The following is a 12,539-nucleotide window of genomic DNA, read 5'->3' as shown; positions in this document are numbered from 1 at the left end:
TCAGATCACAACAGGGCAGACGCTGCTTGATACGGCGCTAGATGCTCGCCGATGACATGGCGCGATGCGGTCTCAATGCCGCTGGCTCCCGGATTGTGGCGGCCGCCGACGGGAGGCAGGGTGGTGTCGAGACCGTTTCGCGAAGCGAGTTGTGTGAGCCGGGAACCGGCGAACTTGGTCACCGCCGAACGAGTGGGTCGGTACACCGGTCCGGAATGCGGTGGCCGATGCAAGATCGTCCATTCTGGGCAGGCTTACGGAGGTGCGGTACATGTCAGCGAAGGACCCAGAGCGCGGGAGCGCCCACGAGGTCTCCTTGCCGCCCGAAGTCAAGTTGCTGCAGGAAGTCACTCCGCCCTTCTTTCCCGAAGGTGGTTCGGGAATGACCATCCTCGTCGAGTGGCCTCCCGGTCACCCCGGGCTCCCTCCGCATCGCCACTCGGGCCCGTCGTTCGGCTACGTGATGGAGGGCGCGCTCCGGTTCGAGCTCGAGGGCGAGCCGGAGCGTGTGGTCGAGGCCGGTGGGACGTTCTGGGAGCCAGGCGGTGACGTGATCCACTACCAGGACGGCAACGCCCTGTCGGACGCACCGACCAAGTTCGTGGTGACCATGGTGTGCGCGCCGGGTCAGCCGATGCTCAAGCTGGTCGACGAGGAGGAGCTGAAGGAACGGGCCCACCTGCGCGCCCCGCGTCCCTCCGAAGGCTGACCCGCGAGATCGACAAGAGTGCGGAGTCCGGAACACCGATCCAGGTGCCGGGCTTTGCAGCAACCTCCAGCCTTCAGCGTCATCGATCTCACGAACCTGCACACGTTCTGCCACCCGGACCGACTCATGGTGACGCACCGCTGCGCCAGCACCCGAGCGGCACGTCGCATCACAACAAGGCAAACGTTGCCTGATACGGCACTAGCCCAGCTCGTCCAGGGAGAAGATCTCGGGGCCGGTGATGTTGCGGATGCCGTTCAGCGGGGCGCCCACGGCGGCCTCCGCCACCGCGTCGGCCACGTCCTTGGCGGCGATCGGCTGGATCGGCGTGACGGGCAGCCGGACGGTGTCGCTGCCGGCGGTCCAGGACAGGACGGCGTCCATGAACTCCGGCACCTGGTCCGCACCGATGATCGGGATATGCATACGGACCACTTGGGTGCGCGTGGCGGGAAACGGCGCCTTGGCCGGCCGGGGGCGGGCGGTGTCAGCAATCACCGACGAACGTGACCGTCTCGTCGAGCGGCGCCCGGCCCGTACGGGTGTAATCCACCGTGACGTCCTCGAACCCGATCGACATGCCGCAGAAGAGGATGAGCTCGTCCGGGGGTGACAGGACCTCCGCGACGGTCTTGCGGTACTTCGCCCATGCCATCTGCGTGCAGCTGTGCAGCCCTTCGGCGCGCAGCAGCAGCATGACGGTCTGCAGATACATGCCGATGTCGGACCATTGGGCCGGGCCCAGGTCGCGGTCGATGTAGCAGAACAGGGCGGCGGGGGCGCCGAAACAGTCCCAGTTCGCGGAAGCGGCCCTCTGGCGCGCCTCCATGTCCTCGCGCGGAATGCCGAGTGCGCCGTAGCGCTGCTCGCCGAAGGCGGATCGGCGTTCGCGGTACGGGGACTTCAGTGCGGGCGGGTACTGCTCGTACTCCGGCTCGTCCCAGGGGTCGCCCACGGCCAGGCGCTCGCCGGCGCGCTTCTTGAGTTCGGCCAGCGGTCCGCCGGTCAGCACGTAGGTGTGCCACGGCTGGAGGTTCGATCCGGACGGCGCCCAGGCCGCGCCGGACAGCACCCGCTCCAGCACCTCCCTCGGGACGGGCCGGTCGGTGAATCCGCGTACCGCCCGCCGGCTCGTGACCGCCTCGTAGACGTTCACGGTCGTCCACCTCCCTCCGCTCGACGCGGGACTTTCGTTTCACTCAAGATAGTATCATTCAATACCATCTCGTATTAAACTATTGCTGCGTACACATCCTCCTCCGCTCCTGGTCCTCCACCTCGGACACCGCTCCTGGAGAACCGGGTGCCCGAACGGGACGAGGACGCCTCGCCGGGGAACACAGGCCTCCCGCAAGCGCGCCTTCGAGGACGCGACCGCCAAGGCCAGACAACTCGCCGAGCGCCTCGCCGCGTGACGTCTCACCCCGGGACATCACGTGGCGTTCTCGTCGCCTGCGCCCTGTCGGCGGTGACGGCGGCGATGCGTGCAGGAGTGAAGAGCACACCGCCGGCCGGGTATGCGGCGCAAGAGCCGTACGGACGCGGGCGTGCTTACACCTCGCCGCCTGCGGGATGGGCAAACCGGGTCAGCAGATCCGTCAGTTGCTCGGGCTCGCCAGGCGCCAGGTCGGCAACCAGGCGCTCAGCCAGCGGCGCCGCCGCCACATGGGCCGCGTCGAAAAGCTCGACGCCCTCAGGCGTGATCTCCACCGCCCGCACCCGCCGGTCCCCCGGAACGTTCCTGCGTACGGCCAGCCCCCTGCGCTCCAGGTCGTCCACGACCCGCATGATTCCCGCCTTGTCCGACCCCGTCGCCGCCACCAAGTCCCGCTGCACCGTGGGCCCGCGGTCGACCAGCACGATCAGCACGGCAAAATGCCGCAGCTCGATGCCGAGCGGCCGGAGCGCCTCCTCCATCACCGCGGCCGCGCGCCAGTGCGCCCGGCGCAGCAGCAGGCCGAGAGCGAAAGGTGAGGCATCGCCTGGGCGGTCGGTCACACGTGAGGGGGTGGTTCGGTGAGGAACGTCGGCGTTCATCTGATCCCTCCGTGGATACTCCGCCCTTCAGCGGCGGAGAGGAAACGGACTCCTGCGGAGCAGGGCAGGGAAAGACGATTCGCCGCCAGGGCGGATCGTCGATCGCGGCCAACTACCCGCAGATAGCGACGAGTTGATGCGATAGTTTGGGAGCTGTGACCACTCACGTGAAGCGGGCGTATCGGTACCGCTTCTGTCCGACGGATGCGCAGGCGGCGGAGCTGTCGCGCACGTTCGGGTGCGTGCGGAAGGTCTACAACCTGGCGCTCGCCGCCCGTACCGAGGCATGGACGCGTCAGGAACGGGTCAACTACAACCAGACGTCGGCGATGCTGACGGCGTGGAAGAAGACCGAGGAACTGGCTTACCTCAACGAGGTCTCCTCGGTCCCCCTCCAGCAGACTCTGCGGCACCTTCAGACGGCGTTCACCCATTTCTTCGGCAAGCGGGCGCAGTACCCGCGGTTCAAGTCGCGGAAGGAGTCGCGCAGGAGTGCGGAGTACACCACCAGCGCATTCCGCTTCCGGAACGGTGAGCTGCGGCTCGCGAAGGTGAGCGAGCCTCTGCGCATCGTGTGGTCCAGGCCGCTGCCCGAGGGAGCGAAGCCGTCCACCGTGACGGTCTCGCAGGACAGCGCGGGACGCGGGTTCGTCTCCCTGCTGTGCGAGGACCCGTCCGTGCACCCACTCCCGGCCACCGGTCAGGCCGTCGGTGTCGATGCCGGCCTGAACCACCTGCTGCCCCTCTCCACCGGAGAGAAGATCACCAACCCCCGGCACGAGCGCCGGGACCGTGCCGCTCTGGCCAAGCAGCAGCGCCGTCTCGCGAAGAAGGAGAAGGGCTCGGCGAACCGGGCCAGGGCTCGGCTCAAGGTCGCGAAGATCTATGCCCGGATCGCTGACCGGCGCCGCGACACGCTGCACAAGATCACCACTCGGCTCGTTCGCGAAAACCAAACGATCGTGATCGAGGACCTGACCGTGCACAACATGGTCAAAAACCGCCGGCTCGCTCGCGCCATCAGCGACGCGGCGTGGCGCGAGTTCCGGAGCATGCTGGAGTACAAAGCCCAGTGGTACGGCCGCGAAGTGATCGCGGTGGACCGGTGGTTCCCCTCCTCCAGGCTGTGCTCCGCCTGCGGCATCACCCACGACCGCGACGTGAATGCGGCGCACAACCTTCTGGCCGCCGGGCTGGCGGTGACAGTCTGTGGAGCTGGCGTAAGACCTCAACGGAGTACTCCGGACAGGCAGTCGGCAACGAAGCAGAAACCCTCACGGCGCGAGCCGTAAGAATCCCCCTCCTTCAGGAAGGGGAGAAGTCAAGGGGCCACATTACTGCCATAGATTCGTTCGATATGGTCTCATTTGAAACTAAAAGCGGCTCCGTCTGCCGCGGCCCTGTCGCCTCACGCCGGTACGGCTCCACCGGGCCCGGTATCGGCCCATCGCCCTTGGGGAACGCGGCCTCGCCGCGTCATCGGGGCGCCGGGGCAGGGGCTCGAGTGGTGCTCCAGTGGTTCGAGACGGCCCCTCAGGATCCCGTTGCCAGGATCTTGGCAAGGTTTTGCCAAGCCTTCCTTCTGTAGCCGCTGTCGAAGGAGCGAGCCGCGATGTCACTCTCCGGTCAGAAGCCGCCCGACCGCCTGGTCCCCTCCGCACCGACGACGCTGACGGCGCTGCCGCGGGGCGCGGGCGGCAGCGGCGCCGAGGCCGCCGTGCCGCGCGCGTCCGGCGCCGAACCGCCCGGCACTCCCCTGCAGGAGATCGTCCGTGACCTGTTCGCCGAGGCGATCGGCGTGCCGCGGCGCACCGTCCACGCCGACTCCGACTTCTTCCGCCTCGGCGGGCATCCCGCGGCCGCGGCCCGGCTGCTGGCCCGGGCCCGCCGGGTGCTGGGCGCCGGCCTGGACGACCGCGCCCTGCACGAGGCGCCCACCCCGGCCCGGTTCGCCGCGGCGGCCGGCGAGCGGCCGGCCGCCGCCACCGGGCCCGCCGGGGCGCTCGACGGGGCACGCGACGGGGAGGGCAGCGCGGTCCTGCCGCTGCGGCTGCGCGGGGCACTGAACGCAGGGGCGCTGCAGGAGGCGCTGGGAGATGTGGGGCACCGTCACGGGGCGCTGCGCAACAGCCGGCTGGGCTCGGCCGGCACCCGGCTGCGCGCCCTGGCCGCCGGGGACCACCTGCTGGAGCTCACCCTCCCGGCCGACCTGGTCGACCTGTGGTCGCACACCCCGCTGGCCGCCGAACTCGCCCTGGCCTACCGGGCACGGGCCGCGGGCCGGCCGCCGCGCTGGGAGGGCCCGGTGCCCGAGGCGGCGCCCCGGGCGAGGGCCGGCGACCTGGCGCCCACCGTGCCGCCGGGCAGCCGGCCCGCCCCGGCCGACGCCCGCGTCGGCCGCCTCGCCCTCGACTGGGACGCCGGCCTGCACCAGCGGCTGGCCCGGCTGGCCGCCGCGCAGGGCGCCACCCTGTTCATGGTGGTGCACGCCGCGCTCGCGGCCCTGCTCACCCGGCTCGGCGCGGGCCCCGCCATCACCGTGGCCGCGCCGGTGCCGGCCCGTGACAGCGCCGCCCTGCGCCGGGCCGTGGGCCCCTACGGGCGGGTGCTGGCCCTGTCCGTGGACACCTCCGGCGACCCGGCCTTCACCGCGCTGCTGCGCCGGGTACGCGCCGCGGACCTCGCCGCCTACCGCGCCGGCAGCGCGGCGCTGGCCCGGCCCGGCGGCATCGCGCTGAGCGTCCTGGCGGACAGCGGCGAGGCGTACGAGGCGGCCGGGCTCACCGTGCGGGCGGCCCCGCCGCTGCTGCCGCTGCGGGCCGCGGCCCTCGGCCTGATCCTGACCGAACGCCACACGCCGGCCGGCGCGCCCGCGGGCATCGCCGTCACCGCCGCCTACCAGTACGACGCCGTCGGCGAGACGGCCGCCGCCCACCTGACCGGGCAGCTGGCCGCCCTGCTCGAGGCCGCCCTTGACACCCCCGCCGCCGCGCTGAGCCGGCTGAACGGCGGGTCCTCCCGGCCGCCGCTCGCCCCGGCCGGGACCGGGAAACACACCGCCCCCTCCCCCGCCCGCCGGCCCGCACCCGCACCCGCGGCGGTGTCGGTGGCCGGGTGAGCCCGGGTGGCTCTCCGGCCTGCGATTCCGGGGCGGGCCGAGCCCGGTCCTCCGGGGGACGGGCTCGAGAAGCCTTGCCGGGCATCCCTGCGGCGGCGCACCACCGAGCATCGTCAAGGACTACATCGACAACCAGAAGCGCCCAGCCTGACCGTCACCACCCAGACGCGGAGAACTCCGGCGCTTCGCGCCTCCAGACCGGGGATCGCATTCCCGCCCGGCCTCAAGGCCGGGATTCCCTGCGCAGATTCAGTACATGGACATGCCGCCGTTGACCGCGGCCGTGGTGCCGGTCATGAAGGCGTTGTCCTCGCCGGCGTAGAAGGCGACCGCCTGGGCGACGTCGTCCGGGTGTGCCAGGCGGCCCAGGGGGGTGGCGGCGACCTGGCGCTGCTTGTGCTCGTTGTCGAACACGTCCGTCATGTGGGCCATGCGGGTGTCCTCCACCGGGCCGGGCGCGACGACGTTGACCGTGATGCCCTGCGGGCCCAGTTCCTGGGCGAGGTAGCGGGCGAACTGCTCCAGTGCGGCCTTGGAGGTGCCCAGCGCGATCATGTGCTCCCGGGGCCGGCGGCTGAGGCCGGTACCGATGTAGATGATGCGTCCCCAGCCCTGTTCGGTCATGGCGGGCAGGACGGCTTTGGTGACCGCGAACGCCGCATGCATCTCGGCGTCGAGCTTGCCGCCCAGTTCTTCCCACGTCATGTCCTGGAACGACTTGACCGCATACGGGATGAGCGCGTTGTGCACGAGCACGCCGATGCCGCCCCATGCCGCCTGGACCTGTCCGACCATGTTCTCGACGGCCGCTTCCTCGCGCACGTCGGCCTGCACGGCCATGGCCTGGCCGCCCGCGGCCTCGATGCCGGCCACGATCTCCCCGGCCGCCGTGCCGCTGCGGAGGTAGTTGACCACCACGCGCATCCCCCGGGCGGCCAGAAGGCGTGCGGTGGCCGCGCCGATTCCGCTGCTGGCCCCTGTCACCAAGGCCACCCTGCCGCCTGTCCCGGTCATGGGCCCACCTCCTCATCGCGGGCCGTCGGAATGACCGCCTCGAGTTGTTCCTCGCCGATGCCGGGGTGTCCGGGGTATGCCGGGCGGATCGCCCCGTAGAGCACGGTGTCGACGCTCGCCCGCAGCAGATCGGCCGCGGTCCGGCCGAGTTCGCGCGGCAGCTGCGAGGTGAGCAGCCGCTCCAGCGCGCCGCGGGTGATCTCACTCAGCAGTTCCGGCGGCGCCGACAGCAGTCCCTGCCGGTGCCCGTCCCGCAGCAGTTCCTCCAGCCGCCGGTAGACCGCCGCGTCCACGCGCTGCTCCAGGCACTGGCGCAGCACCGCGTCGCCCCGTCCCGTCGCGAGCTGGACCGCGCCGATCCGCCCGAGCTCGCTGCCCGCCGCGATCAAAAGCCGCTGGACCCGCGCACCGAACGGCTGCCCTTGCGCGTCCTGGGCCGCCGCCGGCGTGCGCTCCACCGCCGTGAACTGCCGGTCCAGCGCCGCGGCCAGCAGGCTGCGCTTGTCCGGGAAATGGCGGCAGATCGTCTTCTTGCTCATCTTGAGCTCACGGGCGAGGTCGTCCATGCTCGCCCGCGCGGAGCCCGTCGTGAAGAACAGCCGGCCGGCCGCCTCCACGATCACGTCGGCACGCTGCCCGCCCCTCCCAAAAACGCGGGAAACTGATTCGGTTTCCATGGTTTCCATGGTTTCCAGGGTGGCTTCCCGCCTTTGCGCGCGCCTCTCGGGCCCGCAGGGAGCCGGCTCGCAGGGCGGCGCGCACCCCGGCGGCCGCTCGTCCCGGCCCGGACGGCGGCCGGCCTCACCGGCCGCCGTTCCGGCACGTCACCAGGCGGAGTGTTCGACGACCGTCTGCGTCTCGTGCCGCCCGTCAGCGCGTCGGGAGCTGGTCGTAGGTCTTGAAGGTGTAGGTCGCGTCGTAAGTCATCAGGTTCCCGCTCGGTGCCGGGAGCCCGAGCCGCCGGTTGAGCGGTCCGGCCATCGGCCCGCAGTCCTCAGCGGCAGGAGCGGCGAAGGTGTCGTCGTACGCCGAGAACCTGATCAGCGGCGGGTTCGTGGAGATCCACTGTGAAGGGCCCGATCGCTTCAGCTGGAAGTCGACCGGTGCACCGGCGCCGATGGTGCAGCCCTGCGGCAGCCGTGGGCTCATCAGCCTGAATCGCAGGCTGAACTGCCCGGTATAGAAGTCGGATCGGCCGCCGTACTCCGGCTGAACCGCCAGCCTCAGCCGCCGCGCGCGCTCACCTTGCGCCGTACCGGACACCCCGCCCGGAAGGGCGGTCGGCGCGCTGTGCATCGCACCCCATACCTGCCCTCTGGCGCCGTCCGGGAGCGGACCCTCGGCGTGCGTCATGGTGATCGGGGCGAGAGTCACGGTGACCTTGCCCACCGTCAACCGCGGTGCGGCAGTGTGCACTTCGCATCGCCAGCGGGCCGGGTCGACCCCGGCGGGGAGGGCCGGGCAGTCGCTGAAATCAGCCGCGGGCTGCTCGACGGCAGCCGTATCGGCGGGGGCAGGCGGCTCGGCGTACGCGAAGCCCGGCGTGTACGCCCCCGCAAGCCCCGTCAGGGCAACGACACCCGCGAAGGAGACCGCGGCGCGGCGGGCGAGAGGCAAGCGGGGCGGATCGGCAGTGGTGTTCGGCATGGTCATCAGCCTGCTGTCCACCGCCCGCCGACCACCATCGGTGACACCCCTACCCCCACCCTGAGCCGACCCTGACGCCTCGTCAGGGTGCGCATTGCGTTCGTTTCCGGTGCGTGGGCCGCGCCGCCGGGGCACCGGCTCGCAGGGGTGTCCGGCCCGCCGCAGGCGCTGCGGAGTGTCAAATAGCCTCTTCCGGGTCCTTGAGGGACGGCGGGGTGACGGGTCCGGGTGTGACCTGTGCGCTCGCCGCGCCCGCGGCGGCCAGGAAGAGTCCGGTGACCGCGGCGACGGCCGCGACCGTACGGGAGTGCCTCATGGGGGTTGCCTTTCGTCTGCGTGGGTCTTGCGTGGACGAACCTCGACGCCCCAGCCTGGCCCGGGGCGTCGCAGGGGTCCTCGAGACCTGCTCGAGAGGGGCTTGAACGATCTCCCGAATCGGGCGAAGCGTTCGTTCCGGAGTGCTTCAATGGCCCCCGGCAGAGCCTGAATTGACCAGCACTGACCGGCAGGGAGCGAGCACGGGGATGCGGAAGTCGTACTACGCGGCACACGTCTACATGATCCTGGGAGTGGTCTCCGGGCTGTATTACCGGGAGTTCACCAAAGCCAACGATTTCACCGGCGACACCCAGCTGGCGCTCATGCACACCCATCTGCTCGCGCTGGGCATGATGGGTTTCCTCATCGTCCTCGCCCTGGACAAGCAGTTCGCCCTGTCCGGGACGAAACTGTTCACGTACTTCTTCTGGTTCTACAACGTGGGCATCGCGATCACCGTCGCCATGATGTTCGTCCACGGCACCGAGACCGTGCTCGGCGACCATGTCCCCGAGGCGGTGCCGCTGACCGCGGGCCTCGGGCACATCCTGCTCACGGTGGGACTCATCCTGCTGTTCGTACTGCTCGGCAAGCGGCTGAACGAGTCCGCCGGGGCGGGCCCCGCCGAGCCGGAGCAGGAGAAGGAGACGGCCAAGAGCCCCGTCTGAGAGCCCGGTCTGAGGGCCCCGTCCGAGGGCTCCTCTGACAGTCCGGTACGGGAGTCCGGTCCGGACCGGCTGCGGTCCCGGTGCATCCGGCCCGTCCCGGCGGGCGGAGGGGCCGCTGTCCCGGGCCGGGCGGGCCGGGCGGAGCGGGCGCGGCGGGTCAGACGGGCTGGGCCGCCGGGCCCAGCAGCGCGTCGGTCAGGACGGCCAGCCGCTGCCGCGCCGGATCCGGGCGCAGGCGGCCCGCCCGGGTGAGGGCGGCCAGGCCGTGCCAGGCGCTCCACAGGACCTCCGCGAGCAGGCCGCCGTCGCGGCCGGCCGCGACGGGCTCGACGGCCTGTCTGATCTCGGCGAGGACGTCCGCGAGCGGCGCCGGCGTGCCGGCCGCCCCAGTGGTGTCCTCGCCTGTGTCCTCGCCCGGGTCGAGGGTGAGCATGGCCTCGTAGAGGACCGGTCCGCACTCGGCGAAGTCGGCGTAGGCACGGGCGACCGCGCCCAGTGCCTCCTGCGGGTCACCGGCTTCCTCGCGGGCGGTGCGCAGCGCGGCGGCGAGTTCGGCGAAGCCTTCCAGGGCGACCGCGTGGACGATGGCGTCCTTGTTCTTGAAGTGCTGGTAGAGCACCGGCTGGCTGTACTCGATACGGTCCGCCAGGCGCCGTGTGGTGACGTAGTCCCAGCCTTCGGACTCGGCCATCTCACGGGCTGTGGTGAGGATCAGCCGGTGGCGCTGGGCCTGCTCGCGAAGGCGTCGCTCTCGGGGCGTCATGAAGCGAACTTTAGCACTTTCGGCGAAAATCCAGCTGTCAGTGATAGAGTCCCTGCCTTTGAAATCAGCTGCTGCCGTCGGGGGCGGCGGCGCCGTGCCGTGCGGCGGGGACGGCCCGGTGCGGGGTGGGGCGGGTTGGTGGCGGTTGACTCGGTTGTGGGCCACTGTTGGTCATGGGGTCCCTCACATGAGTGAACGGGAAGCCGAACGGGGCGGCCAGGGTGCGCGAGGCCGCCCAGGACCACAGGCACGTCCATCGGAGGCGACAAGACCTGCTGGAGCAAAGCGGCCAACTCGCGCTGCTCCCCGACCTCGAAGACCGTTCGCGAGGTCACCGGATCACCCATCCGGTTTATAGCGATTCGGCCAACACTGGCCAACATCACTAGGAACGGTTCGAGCGGTCTTCGAGGCACGGGCGCCAGCATCGGGGCACGACTGCCCACAGAGAGGGCCACCCCATGCTGAGCCCGACTCCCCTGGAGGAGCTGCTCGACCTGGCCGCGGACGTCATCGGCTGCGACCGGCGCACCCTGCCGGCCAGGGCCGCGGGTTCTCCCTTCATCACGCTGGGCGGCGGCCTCGCGCAGGCCGTGCGGCTGCAGGCGCGGGCCGGCCGGCAGCTGGGCCTGGCCGTGGACCTGGCGCAGCTGCTGGGTCCCGCCCCGCTGGCGGACGTACTGGCCCGGGCCGTGCCCGTGCCCGTGCCGGCCGCGGTGCCCGGACCGCTCTCAGGCGCGGGCGCGGTGCGGGCGTTGCTGCCCGGGCAGCGGGCGGCGCTGGCCGCCGAGCGGGCGGCGGGTGCCGGTGCGGTGTGCCGGGTGCTCAGTGCCGAGCTGGCCGGGCCGCTCGACGCGGGCGCGCTGCGCCGTGTGCTCGCCGCTGTCGGTGCGCGGCACGAGGGCCTGCGGACCGTGTTCGCGGATGCGCCGCACGGCCCGGTGCGGCGGGTTCTCGCCGCCTGCACCCCGCCGCTGGTCACTCTGGAGGCGGCGGGAGCGGGCGGGGGCGGGGACCCGGTGGCGGCGGTGCACGGGTATCTGGCCGCGCGGGCGCGGCAGTTGGTCGGCCGGCCGGGCCGGCCGCCGCTGGTCTTCGCCCTGAGCCGTCTGGCCGGGGGTGCGCATCTGCTGTCGTTCGTGTACCACGACGCGGTGGCCGACAGCTGGTCGGCGGCGCTGCTGTGGCAGGAACTGCTCGCCGACTACGACCGTGCCGTGCACCGGCGCCCGCTGGTGCGGGGGTTGCGTCCCGGGCCGGATACGGCGGGGCGCGCCGCGGTGGCCGCCCGGCCGGGCGGGCTGCGGGCGGCGGGCGAGCGGGCCGAGCGGCTGCGCGGCTTTCCCGCCGCCGTGGACCTGGCGGGGGGTGCGCCGCGGCCCGCCGTGTTCGATGTCCGCGGCGAGCGGCTGCACGTCGGCCTCGACGTGCGGCTGCGGGACGCGGCCGATGCGACGGCCCGGCGGGCCGGGGTGCCGCACGCCACGGTGCTGCTGGCGGCGTGGGCGCTGGCCGTGGGGCGGCGCGCGGGCCTGGAGCGGCTGCTGGTGGGCTGCGAGGTGCCGCGCCGTGCCACGGCGGCGCTGCTGGGCACCCTCGCGCCGTGCTCGGCGACGGTGCCGGTGGGCTGTGAACTGGAGGGCGGCGTCGACTACTTCCTGCGCGGGGTCGCCTGCGCGTTCAGCGAGGCTCTCGGCTGCGCGGACCTCGACGCCGCCGAGCTGGCGCGCGAGCTCGGGGTGCGCCCGGACCGTTCCCGGCCCGTCCTGACACCGGTGACGTTCGCGGCCCGCGACGAGCTGCTGCCCGCGCGTGTGCGGGCGGGCGACTTGAGCGCGCGTTTCCACCACGGGCACGCGGGCGCCGTCACGGCGGACGCCGCGCTGACCGTGCTGCGCTGGCGCGAAGACCCGCTGCTGCGCCTGGAGTTCGCCCCCGCGGTGCTCTCCCGCTCGCGGGCCGTGCGGCTGGCCGGCGAGCTGCGCGGCGCGCTGGCCGCGCTGACGGCGGCGTCCCCGCACACCCCGGTCGAGGACCTGCTGCCCGCCCCGGCCGGCGCGCGCGGCCTTGCCCTGCCGCTCCCCTAGCCCCGTACCCGCCGCCGTCGTGCCGTACGGCGGCGGGGGCGCCGGTGCGCGCGTGCCGGGGGCTAACAACTACTGCGGAATCCATCAGCAAATCTCTGTGTTTCTCATCTGTTATCTTGATCGTGTGAAGCTTTCCGAGTGGGCGGCACGCAATGGCGTGCATTACCAGACCGCGTGG

13 protein-coding genes and 1 pseudogene are annotated in these 12,539 nt (G+C 72.0%); 5 read left to right on the top strand and 9 right to left on the bottom strand.

Annotation, left to right across the window (positions count from 1 at the left end; genetic code table 11):
* Positions 1-5: 5 nt before the first annotated feature.
* Entirely contained in the window at positions 6-182 is a 177-nt protein-coding gene (locus ACZ7M3_RS50525) for a hypothetical protein (RefSeq protein ID WP_328759553.1), read from the bottom strand.
* Between the two features lie 89 nt (positions 183-271).
* On the opposite strand from ACZ7M3_RS50525, the gene ACZ7M3_RS50520 reads away from it, so the two are divergent.
* A complete protein-coding gene (locus tag ACZ7M3_RS50520; RefSeq protein WP_382123467.1) occupies positions 272-709 on the top strand; it encodes a cupin domain-containing protein in 438 nt (145 codons plus the stop codon).
* A 204-nt stretch (positions 710-913) separates the two neighbouring features.
* Here the strand turns inward: ACZ7M3_RS50520 and ACZ7M3_RS50515 are convergent.
* From ACZ7M3_RS50515 to ACZ7M3_RS50505, 3 genes and pseudogenes are all read right to left on the bottom strand, one after another.
* Positions 914-1,108, bottom strand: a pseudogene (locus ACZ7M3_RS50515) (LysR family transcriptional regulator); the annotation flags it as partial.
* Positions 1,109-1,196: 88 nt separating this feature from the next.
* The gene (locus tag ACZ7M3_RS50510) at positions 1,197-1,865 is read right to left on the bottom strand and encodes a nitroreductase (RefSeq protein ID WP_472073277.1); all 669 of its coding nucleotides are present in this window, start codon (positions 1,863-1,865) and stop codon (positions 1,197-1,199) included.
* Positions 1,866-2,260: 395 nt separating this feature from the next.
* A complete protein-coding gene (locus tag ACZ7M3_RS50505; protein WP_355978736.1) occupies positions 2,261-2,746 on the bottom strand; it encodes a MarR family winged helix-turn-helix transcriptional regulator in 486 nt (161 codons plus the stop codon).
* A gap of 155 nt (positions 2,747-2,901) precedes the next feature.
* Here ACZ7M3_RS50505 and ACZ7M3_RS50500 point away from each other — a divergent pair, with 155 nt between their 5' ends.
* Both ACZ7M3_RS50500 and ACZ7M3_RS50495 read left to right on the top strand, forming a co-directional pair.
* Positions 2,902-4,038, top strand: a complete 1,137-nt coding sequence (locus tag ACZ7M3_RS50500; RefSeq protein WP_472073275.1) for an RNA-guided endonuclease InsQ/TnpB family protein — start codon at positions 2,902-2,904, stop codon at positions 4,036-4,038.
* Positions 4,039-4,358: 320 nt separating this feature from the next.
* The gene (locus ACZ7M3_RS50495) at positions 4,359-5,864 is read left to right on the top strand and encodes a condensation domain-containing protein (protein ID WP_472073273.1); all 1,506 of its coding nucleotides are present in this window, start codon (positions 4,359-4,361) and stop codon (positions 5,862-5,864) included.
* A 249-nt stretch (positions 5,865-6,113) separates the two neighbouring features.
* Here ACZ7M3_RS50495 and ACZ7M3_RS50490 read toward each other — a convergent pair whose 3' ends face one another.
* The 4 genes from ACZ7M3_RS50490 to ACZ7M3_RS50475 all read right to left on the bottom strand — a co-directional run bounded on the left by ACZ7M3_RS50490 (position 6,114) and on the right by ACZ7M3_RS50475 (position 8,841).
* Positions 6,114-6,878, bottom strand: coding sequence for an SDR family NAD(P)-dependent oxidoreductase (locus ACZ7M3_RS50490; protein ID WP_472073271.1), 765 nt, complete (start codon positions 6,876-6,878; stop codon positions 6,114-6,116).
* The gene (locus ACZ7M3_RS50485; protein WP_472073269.1) at positions 6,875-7,555 is read right to left on the bottom strand and encodes a TetR/AcrR family transcriptional regulator; all 681 of its coding nucleotides are present in this window, start codon (positions 7,553-7,555) and stop codon (positions 6,875-6,877) included. The genes ACZ7M3_RS50490 and ACZ7M3_RS50485 overlap by 4 nt, the downstream gene beginning before the upstream one ends.
* A gap of 193 nt (positions 7,556-7,748) precedes the next feature.
* On the bottom strand, positions 7,749-8,525 hold the full coding sequence (locus ACZ7M3_RS50480) for a hypothetical protein (RefSeq protein WP_472073267.1): 777 nt from the start codon (positions 8,523-8,525) through the stop codon (positions 7,749-7,751).
* Positions 8,526-8,703: 178 nt separating this feature from the next.
* Positions 8,704-8,841: a hypothetical protein gene (locus tag ACZ7M3_RS50475; RefSeq protein WP_472073265.1), complete on the bottom strand. Its 138-nt coding sequence runs from the start codon at positions 8,839-8,841 to the stop codon at positions 8,704-8,706.
* A 208-nt stretch (positions 8,842-9,049) separates the two neighbouring features.
* On the opposite strand from ACZ7M3_RS50475, the gene ACZ7M3_RS50470 reads away from it, so the two are divergent.
* On the top strand, positions 9,050-9,511 hold the full coding sequence (locus tag ACZ7M3_RS50470) for a DUF2871 domain-containing protein (protein WP_351622709.1): 462 nt from the start codon (positions 9,050-9,052) through the stop codon (positions 9,509-9,511).
* Between the two features lie 157 nt (positions 9,512-9,668).
* Here the strand turns inward: ACZ7M3_RS50470 and ACZ7M3_RS50465 are convergent, their stop codons facing one another.
* Complete coding sequence (locus tag ACZ7M3_RS50465) at positions 9,669-10,274, bottom strand: TetR/AcrR family transcriptional regulator (RefSeq protein WP_472073263.1); 606 nt, start codon at positions 10,272-10,274, stop codon at positions 9,669-9,671.
* A 461-nt stretch (positions 10,275-10,735) separates the two neighbouring features.
* Between ACZ7M3_RS50465 and ACZ7M3_RS50460 the strand changes: the two genes are divergently transcribed.
* Positions 10,736-12,361, top strand: coding sequence for a condensation domain-containing protein (locus ACZ7M3_RS50460; protein ID WP_472073261.1), 1,626 nt, complete (start codon positions 10,736-10,738; stop codon positions 12,359-12,361).
* The last annotated feature ends 178 nt before the right edge of the window (positions 12,362-12,539 follow it).

It is taken from the genome of Streptomyces sp. NPDC111656, from assembly GCF_055656965.1.
The sequence above is the reverse complement of the archived record's forward strand: the minus strand, read 5'-3'. Positions and strand labels throughout refer to the sequence as shown.